This is a genomic window from Marinobacterium aestuariivivens (assembly GCF_042661465.1).
GTDB lineage: Bacteria > Pseudomonadota > Gammaproteobacteria > Pseudomonadales > Balneatricaceae > Marinobacterium_A > Marinobacterium_A aestuariivivens.
The window spans coordinates 1,931,404-1,951,111 of record NZ_JBHSWE010000001.1 but is presented as its reverse complement, the minus strand read 5'-3'; the positions used below and the strand labels follow the sequence as shown (position 1 = coordinate 1,951,111).

Below are 19,708 nucleotides of genomic sequence, written 5' to 3'. Positions count from 1 at the left end.
TGCCGGCTGCTTCGCCGGCACCCGAATCCGTCATTCGTCGTCGCAATCGCCGCGACGATGCTTGCCGCCGTGACCCCTGTCGCCATGGTGGCCCTTGCCCCAGCGATCCTTCTGCCAGTCCGCCAGTTTCTGCTCCTGCTCGTCGGTCAGGATCTCGGCCATCGCGGCGCGGTGGGCGGCGCGGGCGCGCATGCGTTCACCGAGCTGCTGCTGGGCCTGTCCGACCAGATCGTCGAGGCGTTGCTGATAGTCTTCGGCAGCCGGATCGAGGTCGCGCAACTGACGGTGGATCTCGCGGCCCTGGCCCTTTTCGGGGCGCTGTTCACGCTGCTGTTCCATCAGGGTCTGCATCTGACCGCGCTGCTCGTCGGTCAGTTGCAGCTGCTCGGTCATCCGTTCCAGGCGCTTCTCAGGGCTGTAACGGCCGCCCTCGCCCTTGTCGTGGGCCTGGGCCAGTCCAATGGCGCCTGCACTCAGGGTCAGGGCCGTCATTGCGATAATCAGTGGCTTGCGCATGGTCTGTCTCCGTTGTTCGAGTTGATGGGGCCAGTATGACCGGGCCCTGCGCAAACTTGGGTTGCGATACTGTAAAGTTCGGTAAAGACGATGGGGGCGCGGCCCGGCGGCGCTATCATGGAAGCCGGATAAAGGAGGAGCGCAATGAAAGAACGTCTGCTGCTGGTCGACGACGATATCGAGCTGTGTCAGCTGCTGGGCGACTATCTGCGCCATGAAGGCTACGAAATCGACTGTGCCCATAATGCGGATGAGGCTTTGCAGTCTCTGCGCAGCGGTAAAACTTATGAGCTGATGGTGCTCGACATCATGATGCCGGGCCAGAGCGGCCTGGAGTTGCTGCAGCAGCTGCGCCCGAGCATACAGTTGCCGGTGATCATGCTGACCGGCCGTGGCGAGGAGATCGACCGTATTCTGGGCCTCGAGATGGGCGCCGATGACTACCTCGGCAAGCCCTGCAATCCGCGGGAGTTGCTGGCGCGGATTCGGGCCGTCCGCCGCCGCAGCGACAACAGCGGTGCGCGCAGCCGTTTTCCGGAGCGCCCGCTGGAGCTTCACGGCATCCGTCTGGACCCCGGTCTGCGCGAGGTCAGCGTTGGCGGGCAGCCGGTCGAGCTGACCTCGGCCGAGTTCAATGTGCTGGCCTACCTGCTGCAGAACGCGGGACGGGTGATGAACAAGTCCGAGCTCACCGAACTGGTCCTGCACCGGCCGTTGACCGCCTATGACCGGGCCATCGATGTGCATGTCAGCCGGGTGCGACAGAAACTGGCGCCCTGTCTCGGCGACCTTGAACTGATCAAGACGGTAAGGGGCGAGGGCTATCTGCTGGTGCGGGAGTCGTCATGAAGTGGTATCGCAGCCTGTACTGGAAAATCTTCCTGACGCTCTGGCTCAGCAGCGCCCTGATCGTGGTGGCGACGGTGCTGATCATTGGTGGCATGGCCGATCGCCAGCGCGATCAGGAGGTCCAGGAGGCCCGTGCCCGGGCGGTGGCCGAGCGCTTGCTCGACCGCTACGAACGCAGTGCCAGCCGGCATGAAGAAGGCGACGAACGCCGCCGGAGGCGCTGGCCCGGCATGCGCCTTACCGACCCCGAAAGTGGGCGTGTTGTTCACGACAGCCTGCCGCGTCGCGGGCCGGAGCCGGCAAGGGAAATTTCGGTGCAAAGCGACTCGGGCCGGCTTTACAGGCTCGAGCTGGCGCCCAGTCCGCGCATGACCCAATTGAATCGCCTGCTGGGGATGCTGGTCTCGGTGCAGTTTGTGCTGATCCTGCTGGTCTCGGCGCTGACGAGCCTCTTGCTGAGTGCCCTGGTGGTCCGGCCGGTGAACCGGCTGCGGCAGCATACGCGGGCGCTGTACCAGGGCGACCTGGCGACCCGCAGCGAACGGCGGCTGGTCTTGCGGGGCGACGAGATCGGCGAACTGGCGCGGGAGTTCAATGCGATGGCGGATTACGTCGAGCGTACCCTTGGCGCCAGTCAGCGGTTGATGCAGGACGTTTCCCACGAGCTGCGCGCGCCGCTGGCGCGCATGCAGGCAGCGGCCGGTTTGCTGGAACAGCGGCTGGGTGAAGAGGATGCGCTGGTGCAGCGGCTGAATCGCGAATGCAGCCGGATCAACCGCCTGATCGACGAGATCCTGTCGCTGTCGCGCCTCGAGGCGCTGGATCCCGGTCAGGAACCTTTCGATGTGGGCGTACTGACGCGTGAACTGCTCGACGATGTCAGCTTCCAGGCCCCTGCGCGTCCACTGCAGCGTCATTTGGACGAGGGCTGCCGGGTCCGCGGCAACCCTCAGCTGCTGGAACGTGCCCTGGGCAATGTGCTGAACAATGCGCTCAAGCATACGCCGGAAAACGGCGCACTCGAGGTGAGCCTGCGCCGGCAGGGTCAAGGGATCGAGCTTCGGATTCGCGATCATGGCGCGGGTGTCGAGGCAGATTCGCTGCCGCGGCTGTTCGACCCCTTCTTTCGCCGCAAGAGCGGCGACGGCGACCCGGACGGTTACGGTCTCGGCCTCAGCATCGCCCGTCGCGCCGTCAGCCGGCTTGGCGGGAAAATCGAGGCGCGCAACCACCCCGGCGGCGGGCTGGAAGTGGTGATTACAATGCCGCTGGCAGGTTAATGGGTGACAGGCAACGCGTTACGTCTGGACGGTGCGGTTCGTTGCACTCACCGGCACCCTGCAAAAGCGGATGATTTCGTAGGGTGTCGGTAAGCGAAGCGCACCGCACCGCATCTCACCGCTGAAAATCGTACAGATTGCCCAGCTGCAGAATCCGTGTCAGCTCGTCCAGTGCCACCCGCGACTCTTCGATCAGCTCCGGGTCGACGAGGTCGTCCGGCGTCAGGTGATCGCGGTAGTGGCGCATGATCCAGTCGCCGAGCTGCTGATACAGCGGCGCATCGAGCAGTACCCCCTGGTGCATCGCCATCAGCTGCTCCTCGGAAAGCGGTACCCGCAGCCGCAGGCAGGCCGGGCCGCCGCCGTTGTGCATGCTCTGGCGCAGGTCGAAGAACTTCACCCGGCGCAGCGGGTTGTCGCCCTGCAGCAGACGCTTGATACAGGCCTTCGCGGCAGCGCTTTCCCTGCATTCCTGCGGGCAGATCAGCGCCATGCCGCCGTCCGGCAGCGTCACCAGCTGGCTGTTGAACAGGTAGCTCGATACGGCTTCGGCCAGTGGCAGTTCCGCCTCGCTGATCTGCTCGATATGCAGTGGCGTATCGGCTGTCCAGGCGGCCCGAATCCGTTTCAATGCCTCGTGCTGACCGAGCAGCGCCTTTTCGTGGATCAGCAGCAGGTTGCGGTGTCCGACGCAGATCACATCGTTGTGAAATACACCCTGATCGATCGCTTCCGGGTTTTGATACAGCAGCAATACCTGTTCATCATGCAGTAAATGCTGGCGAACGATTGCCCGAGAAGCCTGCAGTGACTGGCGTGCCGGATAACGTCTTGGGCGCTGCTCGTCGCTGCCGCAGACCATCAGCGTCAGCCCTCGCTGACCCGGCTCCGGCGTCAGCCGGGTATGGTTGGCTGCGCCCTCGTCGCTGAATGTGGCCAGTGAAGGCAGCGCCGGGTGGTGGCAAAAATGATCGGCGTCGGCAAACAGCTGGCGCAGCAGCCGGCTGGTGGCTTCGGCCTCGAGGGAACGGTGCAGGTGGCTGACCAGGTTCGCCGGCGTGAAGTGCACCCGGCCGTCGCGGGTATCGGCACCGGCGCTGACGGTGGCACTGTTCGCCGCCCACATCGCCGAGGCCGAATAGCAGCAGGCCAGCAACCAGGGATCCTCGCGCTGTACCCGTGCCACGATTTCGGCATCGCTGCCGCGGTGGCCGAGGCGCCGCAGCAGTTCGGTCGCCGGCCGGTGCTGGGGTGGAAAGACGCCCTGGGGCAGCCCCAGCTCGTGCAGCGCCCACATCTTGTCGAGTCCCTGCTGGGCGGCCTGACGCGGCGATGATTCCAGGCCGCCATGGGTCTGCGAGGCGATATTGCCCGGTGAGAGTCCGGCATAGTTGTGGGTCGGCCCGACCAGGCCGTCAAAATTGACTTCGAAGGCGTACATGGCGTCTCCCGGATACAGGTATCAAAGGCTCAGTCCCGGCGGCAGTTCGGATGGCATCTGCAGCGTTTCGGCTTCCAGCGAGGCGACCGGATAGGCACAGTAGTCGGCGGCATACCAGGCGCTGGGCCTGTGGTTGCCGCTCAGGCCGATACCGCCGAACGGCAGGCTGCTACTGGCCCCCGTCAACGGCCGGTTCCAGTTGACGATACCGGCACGGATGCGCAGCTGGAAGCGTTGGTAGAGGTGTTCGTCGTCGCTGATCAGTCCCGCCGAGAGGCCGTAGCGGGTGTCATTGGCCCGTTGCAACGCCTCATCGAAGCTGTCGTAACGGATAAGCTGCAGCAGCGGTCCGAAATACTCTTCGTCCGGCAGCTCGGCGATCGCGCTGACGTCGATCAGACCCGGTGACAGCAGGCCTGTTTTCGGCCGCAACTGGCTCATCGATACCAGTACCCGGCCGCCGAGTTCAGCCAGGCGGTGTTGCGCCTGCAACAGGTCCTGTGCCGCCGCGCTACTGATCAGGGCACCCATGAAGGGCTGCGGCTGCTGGTTGTAGGGGCCCGTTTCGATCCCCAGCACCGCCTCGCGCAACTGCGCGATGAAATCGTCGCCGCGGGCGTTGCGGGGCACCAGCAACCGGCGTGCACAGGTACAGCGCTGACCGGCACTGAGATAGGCGGACTGTATCGTCATCAGCAGGGCCGCTCGCATATCGCCGACATCGGCCACGATCAGAGGGTTGTTGCCGCCCATCTCCAGCGCCAGAATCTTCTCCGGATGGCCGCCGAACTGCTGATGCAGGTAGCTGCCGGTGCTGGCGCTGCCGGTGAAGAAGAGGCCGTCGATGCCGGGGTGCGAGGCCAGGGCCTGGCCGGTGCTGCGTCCGCCCTGCAGCAGATTCAGCACGCCGTCCGGCAGGTCGGATTTCTGCCACAGGTGCAGGCAGAGTTCGGCCACCCGGGGGTCAGTTCGCTGGGCTTGAACAGCACCGTATTGCCGGCCAGCAGTGCCGGCATGATATGGCCGTTGGGCAGGTGGCCGGGGAAGTTGTAGGGGCCGAAGACCGCTACCACGCCGTGGGGCCGATGGCGCAGCGTCGAGGTGATCCCGCCGTTGTGCCTGCGCTTTTCACCGGTCCGTTCGAGGCACGCCTGGATCGAGATGTCGGCCTTGGCGATCATCGCCGCCACCTCGGTATCCGCTTCCCATAGCGGCTTGCCGGTCTCCTGGCCGATGGTATCGACCAGCAGTTCGCGATGCTGCTGCAGCTGGGTGACATACCGGCGCACCAGGGTCGCGCGCTGCTCGAAGGTCATCAGGCGCCAGTGCTCGAAGGCTTCCCGGGCCGCCAGGACCGCGTCGTCGACCTGCTCGACGCTGGCGCAGCGGCCGCGCCAGACGCGGTGACCGTTGGCCGGATTGCCGGATTCCAGGTCGGCGCCGTCGCCCGGCAGCCACTGGCCATTGATAAAGAGAGAGGGGCCTTCGATCATGCCGGCTGCCTCGCTTTGAGTGGAACGATTCGCAGCGGGTCACCGCTGCCGACCTGCAGCGCCTCGGCCAGTTCGCCGCCGATCTGCACCGAGCTGGCTTCCGGCAGCAGCGGCGCAACGGTACAGCGGAACTCGGCCAGAGCGGTGTTGCTGACCAGGTAGAGGGTCTCGCCGCGTGGCGGTGTGTCGCTGACGCGGGCCTTGACGTAACGGCTGTCGCGTACGCTGCGGATATCGCCGAGCCGGGTCGCAACCGTGGGACCGGCGTCGAAGATATCGACGTAGCCCTCGAAGCGAAAACCCTCGTTCTCGAGCATGCGCCGGGCCGGTTCGGTATTGCGGTGAACCTGGCCGATCACCCGCTGGGCGGCCTCCGGCAGCAGGTGCTGGTAAATGGTGTGCTTGGGCATCAGTTCGGCAATGAACACCTTGTTGCCGGAGCCGGTCAGGTAATCGGCCTCGGAATATTCCATCGAGAAGAAGTGGCGCCCGAGTCCGTCCCAGAAGGGCGAGCGGCCCTGGTCGTCGGAATAGCCACGCATTTCGGCGATGACCCTTTCGGCAAAGCGTTCCGGGAATTCGGCCATGAACATGAAGCGGCTCTTCGACAGCAGATTGCCATTGCTGCCCTTGCGGTAATCGGGGGCGAGATAGAGCGTGCAAACCTCGGCACAGCCGGTGTAGTCGTTGCACAGGTCCAGGGTGCGGAAGGCATTGTAAACATCGAGTTCGCGCGAGGCATGCACGACGGTGCCGATGCGGTAGTGATACCAGGGCTCGTTCAGCCCCACGGCGGTTTCGATGCCGCAGGTGCCGACCACCCGGCCAGTGGCCAGGTCCTCGGCGACGAAGAGGTAGCCCTGGCTGCCGTCGAGCCGGGCCTCCGCCGCGAGTGCCTTGCGGGTGCGGGCGATCTTGGCTTCCAGCAGTTCCGGGTTGTCGGGCAGTGACGTGAAGCCCGGTCCGGATTCGCGGGCGATGGTGCGCAAGACCTCGACATCGGTTTCGCGGATCGGTCGGATGATGATCATCGGCGCTCTCCTTGCACGCTCAAAAGCCCGGCTGCCGGTTATCGGTGCTTTCGAAAATTCGGTCGGCGGAAGCGGCGAAAAAGCCCTGGTAAAGGCGGCCATCCGGCTGTGGATAACGTCTGGCGAACTCGTAGTAGCCGCCGGGCAGTATCGCGACCCGGTCGCTGAATATGACTTCGACCGGGTCGGCCAGGGTTGAGGATTGCTCGAGATACTCGTCGGGGCCTCCCTTGACCAGTCCGCCCGCGGCGTTGAGCCGGAAGCCGTGCTGCAGCAGGAAATCGTTCAGATCGTCGATGCTGCCATGGGACTGCAGCGCATTGAGCAGTACCGTGAAGTGGTTCGGGCGAAAACCGAAGGCCGCGACCCAGGCGGCATATTCGGATACCCGCTGCAGTTGCTGATAGGTGCCGTAATCGATTTTCCAGTGGCGGCCGGAATAGCTGAAATCGTCGCGCTCCAGATCGCTGTCGGATATCTGGCTGACCAGCTGGTGGATGATATTGCGGACCTCGTCGTCGGCTTCGTCGATTAGTTCGTCGACGCGGAACTCGGAAATGAACAGCTTCGGCAGATCCTCGTCGGGGTGTTCGTAGTGTCGCGCGAACAGCATCTTGACCGGGAAGTGGTATTCGCCGCAGGCGCTGTAGCCGGCTTCGACGAAGGGCTGCGAGATCCGGTCGATATTGACCCGGGGCAGGTCGAAGGTGCGCAGCGCGATATGGTCGTTCAGGATCCGGGGATTGTCCGTCTCCAGCAGGTCATGGATGCGGCGGGTCTGGGGGCTCAGCGACAGAAAGTCCTGCCACATCGCCTCCAGTGCCGGTCTCAGTTGCTCGCGGTTCATATTGCAGCCTCCCCGGATTCGAGATCCACTTGGGTTGGAACGCGTCTGGCACGTTGCTGCCCGGGTTGCGCCGGCGTGCTCCTGTGATGCGAGCCCCGGCATTCACTGGATTTCAGTGTAGACGGTCCGCGGTTTTTTCGACGGCAGTCGCAGAGGGAAGGGGGCGCGCACGGGAAAGGACCGGCAGAAAAGGGTTCGCAGCGCTTACCGGCACCCGTCACCCAATAAAAAAGGCACTCCGGAGAGTGCCTTGGATGGCCTGGAGTCTTTAGCTCAGAGCGCGTCCGGTCCGGTCTCGCCGGTCCGGATACGGATGACCTGCTCGAGCGGCATGACAAATATCTTGCCGTCACCGATCTTGCCGGTATTGGCGGTCTTGGTAACGGCCTCGATCACCTGGTCGACCATATCGTCGTCGACGGCGACTTCGATCTTGACCTTGGGCAGGAAGTCGACGACGTACTCGGCTCCGCGGTAAAGCTCGGTGTGGCCCTTCTGGCGACCGAAACCCTTGACCTCGGTCACGGTGACGCCCTGGATACCGATTTCGGACAGGGCCTCGCGAACGTCGTCCAGCTTGAATGGTTTGATAACCGCTGTGATCAGTTTCATAGCATGCTCCCTTCAGGCATCCCTGTGCCGGCTGTCGGCACGGGGCGCTGTGGTGGATGGTTTAACCCGTGGGGCAACGACGGCCTGGCTGCGCCCAGGTGATCCGACCGTTCCGATACACGGATTTCTCGATAAATTGACGCCAGTATAACTGCTATCGGCCCCGGCCGCCTATGGCCGGGCCCGCAATCGGCTGTCCGGCAAACGGCAAACCCTGGTCCTCGGCTTTGGCGTCCTGCGTCGCTCTATCGCCTACATCCCTGTAGTCGTGCACATCCAGGTGCTCGCAGGATGACCGTCAGGGATGACGGGAAGCCGGGCGCGGCACCGTCCGCTTTCGCAGGAGCAAAATCGGTGAAGTACGTCCATATACAAACCCTGCTCCTGCACATCCATGTGCTCGCAGGATAAGTACGTCCATATACAAAAAGGGCGCCGCAGCGCCCTTTATCGGATAGGTGCCTTACTTCTTGCTGGCACTGAATTCCGGGTAGGCTTCCATGCCGCATTCGGTCAGGTCCACACCCTCGTACTCTTCTTCTTCGCTGACACGTACACCCATGACGGCTTTCAGCAGCAGCCAGACAACCAGGCTGGCGAGGAACACCCAGCCGAAGATCGAGATGATACCCAGCAGCTGCGCTCCGAAGGTGGCGTCGGCGTTGTTGAAGGGTACCGCCAGCAGGCCCCAGATACCGACTACGCCGTGGACGGAGATGGCGCCGACCGGATCGTCGATCTTGACCTTGTCGAGGGAGACGATGGAGAAGACCACCAGGATGCCGCCGATGGCACCGACCAGAGTGGAGGCCAGTGCGCTCGGAGACAGCGGGTCGGCGGTGATCGCCACCAGGCCGGCCAGGGCGCCGTTCAGGGCCATGGTCAGGTCCGCCTTCTTGAACCACAGGCGGGCGGTGATCAGCGCGGCAATGACACCACCGGCAGCGGCGGCATTGGTGTTGACGAAGACCTGGGCGACGGCATTGGCTTCACCGACATCGGACAACTTCAGCTCCGAACCTCCGTTGAAACCGAACCAGCCCAGCCACAGGATGAAGGTACCCAGTGTGGCCAGCGGCAGGTTGGCACCGGGAATGGCGTTGATTTCGCCGTTCCTGCCGTACTTGCCCTTGCGGGCACCCAGTACCAGCACGCCGGCCAGGGCTGCGGCCGCACCGGCCATGTGGACGATACCGGAACCGGCGAAGTCGGAGAAGCCGGCCTCGCTCAGGAAGCCGCCGCCCCAGGTCCAGTAGCCTTCAACCGGGTAGATGAAGCCGGTCATGACCACGGCAAAGGCCAGGAAAGCCCAGAGCTTCATGCGCTCGGCCACGGCACCGGAGACGATCGACATGGCGGTCGCCACGAACACCACCTGGAAGAAGAAGTCCGAGCGGGACGAGTAGTAGGGCGCATCGTCGCCACCGGCCAGCACCGAGTCGACGCTGTTCTCGCTGCCGATCAGGCCGCCGAGGTTCGGCAGGATGCCGCCGGCGTCGGAGCTGTACATGATGTAGTAGCCGCACAGCAGGTAAAGCGTACAGGCGATGGCATAAAGCGCGATGTTCTTCGTGAGGATCTCGGTGGTGTTCTTGGCACGAACCAGTCCCGCCTCGAGCATCGCAAAGCCGGCGGCCATCCACATGACCAGGGCGCCGCACACCAGGAAATAAAAGGTGTCGACGGCGTATTTCAGCTGCGTCAGATCCGCAGCGGTTGTCTTGAGAAGTTCTTCCATCTCGTCAGCCCTCCGTTCAGGCGCGATTGTTCAATTTATAATCAGAGTGCGTCTTTGCCGGTTTCGCCGGTTCGTATCCGGATGACCTGCTCGAGCGGGGTGACGAAGATCTTGCCGTCACCGATCTTGCCGGTCTGGGCGGCCTTGCTGATGGCATCCACGACCTGGTCGACAATCTCGGCCGATACGGCGGCGTCAACCCGGACCTTGGGCAGGAAGTCGACAACGTACTCGGCACCGCGGTAGAGCTCGGTATGGCCTTTCTGGCGGCCGAAACCCTTTACTTCCGTCACGGTGATGCCCTGGACGCCGATCTCGGAGAGGGCCTCCCGGACATCATCCAGCTTGAATGGCTTGATAATCGCCGATATCAGTTTCATGGGTCTGTCTCCCGTCTATGGTCTTGTTCCTTCACGAGCCGCCCCGGCGACCCGAAACGGTTAACAAGTCTTTAGCCAAAGACGTGCCACTTTTTTAAAGTTCAATTGAAACAATGGGTTAAGTTGTAGATGCCCTGTCCGCCCGGATAAGGTGGCGGTGAAAGGCACCAGAAAGGGACCTCAGCCTGCACACTTTTTGTGCATGCACTCTTTCGGTGCTTCTTCCTGAGGCATGCAGTCATTAGGCACCGGCGCCGTGCGTCGGCACTGCGGGGAGCGGGCGAAAATGCTAATCTGGAACAAATCCACGGAGTCTTCGAAATGCTGAATCAGAAACTGATAGAAACCCTGTCGAGCCAGCTCAGCGAGCTATTTGCCGGCGGCCGGGAACTGCCGGGCCAGGAAGCGATGCGCCAGCAGGTCCGCTCGCTGCTGCAGAGCAGCTTCGCCCGGCTCGATCTCGTGACCCGCGAGGAGTTTGATGCCCAGGCCGCCGTACTGGCGCGGACCCGGGAAAAAGTCGACCAGATGGAGCTCAAACTCGCCGAAATCGAGCAGCGTCTCGGTCAGGTCGACACCCGGGAGGAGTAGGCAGCGGCCAAACCGCTGATCAATAAATGCACAGGAATGGTGCAGGAATCCGACAGCTGGCGGCTCCTTCAAGCGTCCAGCTGTCTTGCCAGGGACGGTCACCATGTCACTCGCAGTGGTACATTCACGCGCGATTCTCGGCGTCGCGGCACCGGCCGTGACGGTTGAGGTCCACCTGTCCGGCGGATTGCCATCGCTGTCCATCGTCGGTTTGCCCGAGGCTGCCGTGCGCGAAAGCAAGGACAGGGTGCGCAGCGCGCTGATCAATGCCGGTTTCGATTACCCGCAGCGCCGCATTACCGTCAACCTGGCACCGGCCGATCTGCCCAAGGCCGGGGGACGCTACGATCTGGCGATTGCCCTTGGCGTGCTGGCCGCATCGCACCAGATCCCCGCTGGCGCATTCGATCACTGCGAGGTGCTGGGCGAGCTGACGCTCGGTGGCCAGGTCCGGTCGGTGACCGGCGTGCTGCCGGCTGCGATCGCCTGCCGGGGACTTGGGCGTCAACTGCTGATTCCCGGCGCGAACGCTGCCGAGGCTGCGCTGGTCGAGCGTGCCGACATCCGGCTCGCCGATCACCTGCTGGAGGTCTGTGCGGCATTGCGCGGGCAGGGAGAGCTGCAGCGGCCGGCCGCCGTCGTGGCCGCGCCGCGGCCGGATCTGCCGGACCTGGCCGACGTCAAGGGGCAGCTGCAGGCCCGGCGCGCGCTGGAAGTGGCTGCGGCCGGCGGGCACAACCTGCTTTTCGGCGGTCCTCCCGGCAGCGGGAAGAGCATGCTGGCCGCGCGGTTGCCCGGTCTGCTGCCGCCGCTGGACGAGCGGGAGCGGCTCGAGGTGGCCGCCGTCTATTCGGTCGCGGGTCGCCCGGTCGATGCCCTGGCGCATGGAACCCGGCCGTTTCGCAATCCCCACCATACCGCCTCGGCGGCGGCCCTGGTCGGCGGCGGCAGTCAGCCCCGTCCCGGCGAGATCTCCCTGGCCCATCGCGGCGTCCTCTTTCTCGACGAGTTGCCGGAGTTCCCCCGTGCGGTACTCGAAGTGCTGCGCGAGCCGCTGGAAACCGGCGAGATACTGATCTCCCGCGCCGCGCACCAGATGAGTTTCCCGGCGCGCTTTCAGCTGCTGGCGGCGATGAACCCCTGTCCCTGCGGCTATTTCGGCGATGCATCGGGGCGCTGCCGCTGCACACCCGACCAGATCCAGCGTTACCGTGGCCGGCTTTCAGGCCCGCTGCTGGACCGCTTCGACATGCAACTGACCGTGGCCGCCCTGCCTGCGGAGCAGTTGTTGTGGCCGGGGCGCGGGGGGAGTCGAGCGCGGTGGTGGCGGCACGGGTGGCGTCAGCCCTGGCGCGTCAGCAGCAACGGCAGGGCTGTCTCAACCGGGATCTGGAAACGGGTGCGCTGGAGAAGGCCTGCGGGCTGAATAGCCGGGGGCGGGAGCTGCTGGTGCAAGCGGCGACCCGCCTGGGTCTCTCCGCCCGGGCCTGTCATCGGGTGCTGCGGGTGGCGCGTACCCTGGCCGATCTGGCCGGCGAGGATCCGGTGGGCGAAGTCCAGCTGCTCGAGGCGCTCGGGTTCAGGCAGGGGTTGGCACAGTCGGAGAATTCCTGACGCCCGGTTAGAGGGTGAAGGCCATCTGGTTGCCCGTGCCCGTGTAGGGTGGAATGAGCCCGAAGGCGAATTCCACCGGGGCTTTGAGTGTGCAAGGACGTTGGTCGAATCCGATATTCCCGGTGGAATTCGCTCCGCTCATTTCACCCTACGCATTATTCGAGCATTGATGAAACTCCTGGCTCAGTTGCCCCGCAACATTCGCATGAAATCTTCCACCGGGACCGGGGGACTGAAAAAATAGCCTTGCACCTGGTCGCATTCGTGGCGGATCAGGAATTCGAGCTGGGCCTTGTTTTCGACGCCTTCGGCGATCACCTTCTTGTGCAGGTTGTGCGCCAGATTGATGATGGCACGCACGATCTCCTCGTCGTCTTTGCTGGTGTTGACGCCGGCGACGAAGGACTTGTCGATCTTGAGGGTGCTGATCGGCAGCTTCTGCAGCAGCGCGAACGACGAGTAGCCGGTGCCGAAATCGTCGAGCGAGAAGTCGATGCCCAGGGCACTGAGCTCCTTCAGGCAGCTCTGCACATGGGCTTCGTCGGAGAACAGCGCGGTCTCGGTCAGCTCGAACTCGAGCCGGCTCGGGTCGATCTCGTTCTTGTCGATAATGCGACGGATGGTCTTGGCGAGGAAATCGTCCTTGAACTGGCGGAACGACAGGTTGACGCCGATGCTGCCGAAGCGGAAGCCCGCCTCGCGGAAGCGGCGCATGTCCTGGCCGGCCTGGTGTATGGCCCAGTAGCCCATCGGCACGATCAGGCCGGTCTTCTCGGCAACCGGGATGAACTCGTCGGGCTGCACCAGGCCGCGTTCCGGATGCTGCCAGCGCATCAGCGCCTCGGCGCCGATGATCTTGCCGGTTCGCAGATCGACGCGGGGCTGATAGAAGAGCACGAACTGCTCCTGACGCAGCGCCGTCCAGAGCTCCGGTTCGAGGGTGATCTTGGTGGCCGGGTCCGAGTCCTTGTCCGGCTCGAAGATGGCATAGCTGCAGCCGTGCAGCTGCTTGGCCCGCTGTCGTGCCTGGAGGCCTGGCGGATCAGCGCATCCAGTTCGCGGCTATGGGCCGGCGCGAAGGCGACGCCGATGCTGCTGGGTAGCATGATGTCACGCTCGCCGCTGCGGTAGGGCTGGCTGACACGCTGCATCAGTCGGCCGATCAGCTCGAGGGTCGCCGCCTTGAGGTCGGTGTCCGCCTCGGTTTCGAGGATGATCGCGAACTCGTCACCGCCGATGCGCGCCAGCTTCTCTTCCTGCAGGCAGCTCTGCAGCCGCTGGCTCAGCTGTTTGACGATATCGTCGCCGGCCGAGTGCCCCATGCTGTTGTTGAACTTGCGAAAGCCGTCAAGATCGACGGTGACCAGCGCCAGCTGGTGCTGCTCTGAGTCGATGCGGGCCAGGGATTCGAGCAGCTGGCGGTAGAAATACTGACGGTTGCCGATGGCGGTAAGTGGATCGGCATGGCGCAGGTAGTCGATTTCGGCATGCTGGCGCTGCGAGCCCAGTGCGTAGCGGATGGCGCGCTGAAGGGTGTCGGCGGCCAGCGTCCGCAGCGGCAAATAGTCGGACGCGGACTGGTGCAGCAGGCGCCGGCCGGTGAAGTCGTCGATATCGTCGTCCAGCACGATGATCGGAATCGAACTGTTGCAGCGGTGGAAGGCGAGCAGGGTTGAACTGTCCAGCAGCTCGGCGGCCGGCAGACAGAGAAACAGCAGGTCGACGGGCTGGCGCCGCACCCGCTTCAGCGCCTGGTCGACCGCGGTGCAGCACTGCAGCTCGCAGGCCGGATCGTCTCCCAGCAGGGCCCCGATCCTGTCGGCTACCTGCTGGTCCTCGGCGACGATCAGCAGACGGATACCGGACTCATTTGGTTGCTGATGGGCGGACTGCATCAGTTCTATACCCCAAAGAAGACTCCATGGCCGGCTCAGCGCACAGCTGAAGAATGCTCAGCTGTTCTCTGTGCCTGTACAGCGCCGAACGTGGCATAATGTGCCGCCTGGTGCTGTGGATCAATAAACTTAGCACGAAGAACGGTGAATACAAACGCTCGTTTAAGCCCGTGCAATCAGCCAGTTGCAATAGCCAGTTTAGACGATTTCTGCAACTGTCCAGCTCTGAACGGCGCCCGGGGTTATCCGTTCGATACACTCTGTTAACGGCCGCTTTTTAGCATTCTTGAATATAAATATTTAAATGAGCAGTCTGAACCCGAGACAGAAGGAAGCCGTCGAGTACGTCGGCGGCCCGTTGCTGGTGCTGGCCGGTGCCGGCTCCGGCAAGACCAGCGTCATTACCCGCAAGATCGCCTACATGATCGAGAAGTGCGGCGTCGAGGCGCGTCATATCGCTGCGGTGACCTTTACCAACAAGGCGTCGCGGGAGATGAAGGAGCGTGTCGGCCAGCTGGTGAAGGGCAGGGCCGCCCGTGGCCTGACGGTCTCGACCTTCCACAACCTCGGGCTCAATATCATCCGTCGTGAGCACAAGGTGCTGGGGCTCAAGTCGGCCTTCTCGCTGTTCGACGATCAGGACAGCAAGGCGCTGCTCAAGGACCTGTTGCTGCACCACAACGAGGACACCGACCAGGTCGACAGCATCGCGCACCAGATCTCCAACTGGAAGAACGACATGCTGACGCCGGAGCAGGCCCTGGTTCAGGCGGCAGGCCCGGACGATATACGTGCCGCCCGCGCCTACGAGTCCTACAACCTGCATCTGAAGGCCTACAATGCGGTCGACTTCGACGATCTGATCCTGACGCCGGTGATGCTGTTCCACAACCATCCCGAGGTGCTGGAGCGCTGGCAGGGTCGCATCCGCTACCTGTTGGTGGACGAGTACCAGGACACCAACCTGTCGCAGTATCGGCTGGTACGCCAGCTGGTGGGGCATCGCGGTGGTCTCACGGTGGTCGGCGACGACGACCAGTCGATCTACGCCTGGCGCGGTGCCCGTCCTGAGAACCTGGTGCAGCTCAACGAGGACTTCCCGAGCCTCAGAGTGGTCAAGCTGGAGCAGAATTACCGCTCCACCGGGCGCATCCTCAAGGCGGCCAACACCCTGATCGCCAACAACCCCCACGTCTTCGACAAGACGCTGTGGAGCGACATGGGCTTCGGTGATCCGATCCGGGTGATCTACAACCGCAACGAGGAGACCGAGTGCGAGCGCATCGCCACCGAGATCCTCGACCGCCATCTGCGCAAGGCCGTGCCGTTCAGGGACTTTGCCATCCTCTACCGCGGCAATTTCCAGGCGCGGCTGCTGGAGGTCAAGCTGCAGGCCTATCAGGTGCCCTACAAGCTCAGCGGCGGCACCTCCTTCTTCTCCCGTGCAGAGATCAAGGACCTGATGGCCTACCTCAAGGTGTTGATCAATCCGGACGATGACAATGCCTTCCTGCGTATCATCAATACGCCACGACGCGAGATCGGTCCCGGTACCCTACAGAAGCTCGGCAGCTATGCCTCGGAGCGCCAGGTCAGCATGTTCGCCGCCTGCGACGAGATGGGGCTCGAGCAGCTGCTGCCGGCGCAGGCGGTGGACCGGCTGCGCCGTTTCTGCAGCTGGATGCAGCGCCTTTATCAGCAGTGCCAGCAGTCGGATCCGGTGGCGGCAATCCGTGAAATGATCCTCGATATCGACTACGAGGGCTGGATCTACCAGAACACCGCCAGCGAGGCCGCGGCCCAGAAGCGGGTGCAGAATATCTGGTTCCTGGTCGACTCGATCCGCTCGACGATGGAGAGGCTGCAGGAAGACGATCCCGATGCCGGCATCGAGGAGACCATCGCCCGGCTGATTCTGCTCGACCTGCTGGAGCGCCAGGAGGAGGAGGACGATTCCGACCGGGTGCAGCTGATGACGCTGCACGCCTCCAAGGGGCTGGAATTCCCCCATGTCTTCATGATGGGAATGGAGGAGGAGCTGCTGCCACACCGCAACAGCATCGAGACCGACAATATCGAGGAGGAGCGGCGCCTCGCCTATGTCGGCATCACCCGCGCGCGCCAGACCCTGACCATGACGCTGGCGAAACAGCGCAAGCAGTACGGCGAGCTGGTCGACTGCATGCCGAGCCGCTTCCTCGACGAGATCCCGCAGGAGGATCTCGAGATCGAGGGGCAGGAGCGCTGCCAGGAGCAGAATCGCGCCCGCGGCAAGGCGACCCTCAACAGTCTCAAGAGTCTGCTCGACGGGCTTTGATCTCTTTTCCACCGTAGGTCGGGTAGAGCGTAGCGAAACCCGACAATAGAACGTAGGTCGGGTGGAGGACCGAAGGGACGCAACCCAGCGGCCTGTACGTCCGTGCGAACCGCAGCCAATCGACCTGCACTACGGTCGATATGATGGGTTCCGCGATGCCCGTAACACGCGACAATCGTTCGATTTTTTATCGGTGCATCGCGGAACCCATCCTACATCTTTACCAACTCAATGACGGTATCGTTTAGCGCCCTGCCAATCTCGTCATAAAGCATTTCCTCCCGCCCCTCGTAACGCTTCGAAAAATGGAAGGGCACCAACTGACGCACCCCCGCGGCGGCGGCGATCTCGCCGCAGGCGCGGGTGGTCAGGTGGCTGTGCGCCCGTGCCCGACGCTCGTCGGCCTGGGCGAAGGTGGCCTCGCAGAACAGCGTATCGGCGCCGCCGGCCAGTTCGATCAGGCGGCGGCGGTTGTCCGGCGTGTCGGCCAGGTCGGTGGCGTAGACCAGGCCTGCCACCGGTCTGGCGACGAGCAACCGTTCGGCCAGAGGTCCTGCCTCGAGGCGGCGGCCATCGGGCAGCTGCAGCTGTCGGTCCGGCTTGCCGCCGCGATTGGCTTCCACCAGCTGACCCAGCCAGGGGCCGGGCGGCAGTCCCGAGCGTTCCAGTGCTTTCTTGTCCATCTGCCAGCCCGGCGCAGGTTCGAAGGCATAGGCCAGCACCGGCGTGCCGTGGTCCAGTTCGGTCGCGCGGATGCGGAAATCCTCGTCGACCAGCAGGATGCCATTCTCTATCGGCCTGTCCGCGAGTCTCTGCGGCGATTCGATACCGGCCTGCAGGCGATAACGGAGCAGCCGCCCTCCGTGCCATTCGTGGATGTCGAAGATGGGGCCGCGGTCGCCGATGCGGTCCCAGAGCATACCCCGCAGCATACCGGCGATATGGCCGCTCAGTCCCGGAGGGCCGTAGAAGCGGCACAGGCTGTTGTCCGTGCCGAGGCGTGCCCGCAGCAGGCCGATAAAGCCGCCTATATGATCGAGGTGGGCATGGCTGACGAAGACATCGGTGACGCGGTGAGCGCAGCGCAGCGGCAGGTTTCGGGTATCGCCCAGGTCGAACAGCAGGTAACGGCGCGACTGCTGCACGCTCAGCAGCAGCAGCGGATCGCCGAAGACGCCATTGATCAGCTCGGCGTCCAGGGGTTGAGGTCTTTCGCGGCATGGCATCAGAATGTTCCATCCTGGGTATCGGTTTGGCACGGCTCTCTGTTTACTGTTAACTGTCTTCTCACCACTTACCAACTTGGATGGAGATCTATGCAATCCGTTCGTGACAAATGGAACCGGCGCTACCGGGCGCGCGGTGCGGAGCCGCCGGCGGTCCCGGCCTTCGTGCCCGAATTGGCGCCGCGCCTGCGGCCGGGAAGGTTGCTGGATGTCGGGGCGGGGGATGGCGCGGCCAGCCTCTGGCTGGCGGCCCGCGGATTCGACGTCACGGCGGTGGATATCGCCGGGGAGGGGCTGTCACGGCTCGAGCGCTTCGCCGATGCGCAGGGCCTGCGGCTGGGCACCGCCTGTGTCGACCTCGGTGAGACAGGCTGTCTCGAGTCCCTCGGGGCGTTCGACAGCATCCTGGTCTGCCGCTACAAGCCGGAGGCCGGGCTCTGGCCGCAGCTGGCAGCGGCACTGGTGCCCGGCGGTATCCTGGCGCTTGTCACCTTCAACCTGGAGCACCATCGCCGCAGCGGCTTCTCCGAACGTTTCTGCCTGGCACCGCGCGAGCTGGTCGATATCGAGCCGCGGCTGGAGCTGATCGGCTACAGCACGCTTGAATGCGACGGCGACTGTCTCGACCGTTATATCTTCAGGCGGAAATAGTACTGCGTGACGCCTGACAGGTGACCCGTTAGGCGTCGTCGAACAGCTGCTCGACCGCCGGTGAAATATAGGGGCGGCCGCGTTCGTTCAGGGCGGTGCCGATGACCAGGCCTTCGAGCACGACTTTTTCGTCGGCGAGGCGGATCAGGCGCTGGCGGAAGCCGAATTTCACCCTGCCGAGCCGCTCGGTAGTGACCTCGACGACGAAGCGGTCGCCGCTTTTCAGGGAGGCCTTGTAGTCGAGCTCCGAGCGGATCACCACCAGGTGTATGCCATCCCGGGTCAGGGCCGCGAAATCGACGCCCCTGTGCAGCAGGTATTCGTGCCGGGCATGTTCCAGGTAGTTGAAGTAGACGCCGTTGTTGACGATGCCCTGCATGTCCAGTTCGTAGTCCCGTACTTGGAGTTCGAGGCGAAAGGGTTGGCTCATGCGGTTCTGCTCCTCAAAGCTTGAATTCAGTGGTGATCCAGTCGCGAGCGCCGGTCAGGCTGTCGACCACGGCGCAGGCCGCAGAAAAATCGTGGCTGCCGGCCAGCGGGCTGCGGATGGCAATGACCGGAAGGCCGGCCGCCTGTGCAGCCCGGACGCCGACCTCGGTGTCCTCGACGGCGAGGCAGTGGCAGGCCTCGAGCTGCATCAGCTCGAGCGCCTTCAGGTAACCATCGGGCTGCGGCTTGTTGCGCCTGACATCGTCCCCGGTCACGACCTGTTCGAACAGCGACGTCCAGCCGTGTCCCTGCAGCGAGGCCTCGACACAGTTGCGTTGCGAACCGCTGACCAGCCCCAGCCGCAGGCGCCCGGCAAGGTCCTGCAATACATTGTCGGCACCGGCCATCGCCGGGAAAAAGCTCCCGGCAAGGAAACGGCTATTGGCGTCCAGCTTGGCGTTGACCAGGTCCGCCGCCTCGGCCTCCAGCCCATAGAGGCGGATCAGGTCGGCGGCGTTGCGTTCCACCGGCACGCCGAGCATGAGCTCCCAGTAGTCCTGGTCGCGGATCTCGACGCCGAAGGGCGCAACAACCTGTCGCCAGAGTTGCAGGTGTGTGGCTTCGGAGTCGACCAGGGTGCCGTCATGATCGAACAGTATCGCTTGCAGTGCCATAGGCGCTTCCTCCCGTGTGTCGCTGCGCACTCTACCATAAAGTCATTGCCGGGCCTGCCCGAGGCTTCATCTGTTCGTCACACAGGCCCACTAGGATGCCGGCAATCTGTATGGAGGGACTCCA

General features: G+C 63.8%; 17 protein-coding genes and 2 pseudogenes. 6 read left to right on the top strand and 13 right to left on the bottom strand.

What is annotated here, in order from left to right; all coding sequences use genetic code 11:
* Positions 1-30: 30 nt before the first annotated feature.
* Positions 31-516, bottom strand: coding sequence for a Spy/CpxP family protein refolding chaperone (locus tag ACFQDL_RS10180; RefSeq protein WP_379908913.1), 486 nt, complete (start codon positions 514-516; stop codon positions 31-33).
* 144 nt (positions 517-660) lie between these two features.
* Between ACFQDL_RS10180 and ACFQDL_RS10175 the strand changes: the two genes are divergently transcribed.
* Together ACFQDL_RS10175 and ACFQDL_RS10170 are read left to right on the top strand one after the other, a co-directional pair.
* Entirely contained in the window at positions 661-1,365 is a 705-nt protein-coding gene (locus ACFQDL_RS10175; RefSeq protein ID WP_379908911.1) for a response regulator, read from the top strand.
* Entirely contained in the window at positions 1,362-2,645 is a 1,284-nt protein-coding gene (locus ACFQDL_RS10170) for a sensor histidine kinase (RefSeq protein WP_379908910.1), read from the top strand. The genes ACFQDL_RS10175 and ACFQDL_RS10170 overlap by 4 nt, the downstream gene beginning before the upstream one ends.
* A 115-nt stretch (positions 2,646-2,760) precedes the next feature.
* Here the strand turns inward: ACFQDL_RS10170 and astB are convergent, their stop codons facing one another.
* The 7 genes and pseudogenes from astB to glnK (ACFQDL_RS10135) form a co-directional block, all read right to left on the bottom strand.
* On the bottom strand, positions 2,761-4,086 hold the full coding sequence (gene astB, locus ACFQDL_RS10165) for an N-succinylarginine dihydrolase (protein WP_379908908.1): 1,326 nt from the start codon (positions 4,084-4,086) through the stop codon (positions 2,761-2,763).
* A gap of 21 nt (positions 4,087-4,107) precedes the next feature.
* Positions 4,108-5,579: pseudogene (gene astD / locus ACFQDL_RS10160) on the bottom strand (succinylglutamate-semialdehyde dehydrogenase).
* Positions 5,576-6,610 carry an arginine N-succinyltransferase gene (gene astA, locus ACFQDL_RS10155; protein ID WP_379908907.1) on the bottom strand — a complete coding sequence of 345 codons (1,035 nt, stop codon included), beginning with the start codon at positions 6,608-6,610 and terminating at the stop codon, positions 5,576-5,578. The pseudogene astD and the gene astA overlap by 4 nt, the downstream one beginning before the upstream one ends.
* 19 nt (positions 6,611-6,629) lie before the next feature.
* Entirely contained in the window at positions 6,630-7,457 is an 828-nt protein-coding gene (locus tag ACFQDL_RS10150) for a DUF1338 domain-containing protein (protein ID WP_379908906.1), read from the bottom strand.
* Positions 7,458-7,730: 273 nt separating this feature from the next.
* Entirely contained in the window at positions 7,731-8,069 is a 339-nt protein-coding gene (glnK, locus tag ACFQDL_RS10145; RefSeq protein WP_188858634.1) for a P-II family nitrogen regulator, read from the bottom strand.
* A 463-nt stretch (positions 8,070-8,532) separates the two neighbouring features.
* Complete coding sequence (locus ACFQDL_RS10140; protein ID WP_379908905.1) at positions 8,533-9,807, bottom strand: ammonium transporter; 1,275 nt, start codon at positions 9,805-9,807, stop codon at positions 8,533-8,535.
* 41 nt (positions 9,808-9,848) lie between these two features.
* The gene (gene glnK, locus ACFQDL_RS10135; protein WP_379908904.1) at positions 9,849-10,187 is read right to left on the bottom strand and encodes a P-II family nitrogen regulator; all 339 of its coding nucleotides are present in this window, start codon (positions 10,185-10,187) and stop codon (positions 9,849-9,851) included.
* Positions 10,188-10,508: 321 nt separating this feature from the next.
* Between glnK (ACFQDL_RS10135) and ACFQDL_RS10130 the strand changes: the two genes are divergently transcribed.
* Both ACFQDL_RS10130 and ACFQDL_RS10125 read left to right on the top strand, forming a co-directional pair.
* A complete protein-coding gene (locus ACFQDL_RS10130; RefSeq protein WP_379908903.1) occupies positions 10,509-10,778 on the top strand; it encodes an accessory factor UbiK family protein in 270 nt (89 codons plus the stop codon).
* A 103-nt stretch (positions 10,779-10,881) separates the two neighbouring features.
* Positions 10,882-12,392, top strand: a pseudogene (locus ACFQDL_RS10125) (YifB family Mg chelatase-like AAA ATPase).
* A gap of 183 nt (positions 12,393-12,575) precedes the next feature.
* On the opposite strand, the gene ACFQDL_RS10120 reads toward ACFQDL_RS10125, so the two are convergent.
* Positions 12,576-13,289: a putative bifunctional diguanylate cyclase/phosphodiesterase gene (locus ACFQDL_RS10120; RefSeq protein ID WP_379908902.1), complete on the bottom strand. Its 714-nt coding sequence runs from the start codon at positions 13,287-13,289 to the stop codon at positions 12,576-12,578.
* The gene (locus ACFQDL_RS10115; RefSeq protein ID WP_379908901.1) at positions 13,226-14,287 is read right to left on the bottom strand and encodes a GGDEF domain-containing protein; all 1,062 of its coding nucleotides are present in this window, start codon (positions 14,285-14,287) and stop codon (positions 13,226-13,228) included. The genes ACFQDL_RS10120 and ACFQDL_RS10115 overlap by 64 nt, the downstream gene beginning before the upstream one ends.
* 304 nt (positions 14,288-14,591) lie before the next feature.
* On the opposite strand from ACFQDL_RS10115, the gene rep reads away from it, so the two are divergent.
* Entirely contained in the window at positions 14,592-16,604 is a 2,013-nt protein-coding gene (gene rep / locus ACFQDL_RS10110; RefSeq protein WP_379908899.1) for a DNA helicase Rep, read from the top strand.
* A gap of 212 nt (positions 16,605-16,816) precedes the next feature.
* On the opposite strand, the gene ACFQDL_RS10105 is transcribed toward rep, so the two are convergent.
* Positions 16,817-17,830 carry an MBL fold metallo-hydrolase gene (locus ACFQDL_RS10105; RefSeq protein ID WP_379908898.1) on the bottom strand — a complete coding sequence of 338 codons (1,014 nt, stop codon included), beginning with the start codon at positions 17,828-17,830 and terminating at the stop codon, positions 16,817-16,819.
* Positions 17,831-17,920: 90 nt separating this feature from the next.
* On the opposite strand from ACFQDL_RS10105, the gene ACFQDL_RS10100 reads away from it, so the two are divergent.
* The gene (locus ACFQDL_RS10100) at positions 17,921-18,481 is read left to right on the top strand and encodes a methyltransferase domain-containing protein (protein ID WP_379908897.1); all 561 of its coding nucleotides are present in this window, start codon (positions 17,921-17,923) and stop codon (positions 18,479-18,481) included.
* Between the two features lie 28 nt (positions 18,482-18,509).
* On the opposite strand, the gene ACFQDL_RS10095 is transcribed toward ACFQDL_RS10100, so the two are convergent.
* The gene (locus ACFQDL_RS10095; protein WP_379908896.1) at positions 18,510-18,911 is read right to left on the bottom strand and encodes an acyl-CoA thioesterase; all 402 of its coding nucleotides are present in this window, start codon (positions 18,909-18,911) and stop codon (positions 18,510-18,512) included.
* A gap of 13 nt (positions 18,912-18,924) precedes the next feature.
* On the bottom strand, positions 18,925-19,584 hold the full coding sequence (locus ACFQDL_RS10090; protein ID WP_379908895.1) for an HAD family hydrolase: 660 nt from the start codon (positions 19,582-19,584) through the stop codon (positions 18,925-18,927).
* Positions 19,585-19,708: the final 124 nt, after the last annotated feature.

Excerpts from the sequence above, each read along its gene's own strand:
- ACFQDL_RS10150 (WP_379908906.1), bottom strand. The coding sequence starts at position 7,457 with ATGAACCGCGAGCAACTGAGACCGGCACTGGAGGCGATGTGGCAGGAC.
- ACFQDL_RS10115 (WP_379908901.1), bottom strand. The coding sequence starts at position 14,287 with ATGCAGTCCGCCCATCAGCAACCAAATGAGTCCGGTATCCGTCTGCTG.
- astA (WP_379908907.1), bottom strand. The coding sequence starts at position 6,610 with ATGATCATCATCCGACCGATCCGCGAAACCGATGTCGAGGTCTTGCGC.
- ACFQDL_RS10180 (WP_379908913.1), bottom strand. The coding sequence starts at position 516 with ATGCGCAAGCCACTGATTATCGCAATGACGGCCCTGACCCTGAGTGCA.
- ACFQDL_RS10090 (WP_379908895.1), bottom strand. The coding sequence starts at position 19,584 with ATGGCACTGCAAGCGATACTGTTCGATCATGACGGCACCCTGGTCGAC.
- ACFQDL_RS10105 (WP_379908898.1), bottom strand. The coding sequence starts at position 17,830 with ATGCCATGCCGCGAAAGACCTCAACCCCTGGACGCCGAGCTGATCAAT.
- rep (WP_379908899.1), top strand. The coding sequence starts at position 14,592 with ATGAGCAGTCTGAACCCGAGACAGAAGGAAGCCGTCGAGTACGTCGGC.
- ACFQDL_RS10130 (WP_379908903.1), top strand. The coding sequence starts at position 10,509 with ATGCTGAATCAGAAACTGATAGAAACCCTGTCGAGCCAGCTCAGCGAG.
- astB (WP_379908908.1), bottom strand. The coding sequence starts at position 4,086 with ATGTACGCCTTCGAAGTCAATTTTGACGGCCTGGTCGGGCCGACCCAC.
- ACFQDL_RS10140 (WP_379908905.1), bottom strand. The coding sequence starts at position 9,807 with ATGGAAGAACTTCTCAAGACAACCGCTGCGGATCTGACGCAGCTGAAA.
- ACFQDL_RS10100 (WP_379908897.1), top strand. The coding sequence starts at position 17,921 with ATGCAATCCGTTCGTGACAAATGGAACCGGCGCTACCGGGCGCGCGGT.
- glnK (WP_379908904.1), bottom strand. The coding sequence starts at position 10,187 with ATGAAACTGATATCGGCGATTATCAAGCCATTCAAGCTGGATGATGTC.
- glnK (WP_188858634.1), bottom strand. The coding sequence starts at position 8,069 with ATGAAACTGATCACAGCGGTTATCAAACCATTCAAGCTGGACGACGTT.
- ACFQDL_RS10175 (WP_379908911.1), top strand. The coding sequence starts at position 661 with ATGAAAGAACGTCTGCTGCTGGTCGACGACGATATCGAGCTGTGTCAG.
- ACFQDL_RS10170 (WP_379908910.1), top strand. The coding sequence starts at position 1,362 with ATGAAGTGGTATCGCAGCCTGTACTGGAAAATCTTCCTGACGCTCTGG.
- ACFQDL_RS10095 (WP_379908896.1), bottom strand. The coding sequence starts at position 18,911 with ATGAGCCAACCCTTTCGCCTCGAACTCCAAGTACGGGACTACGAACTG.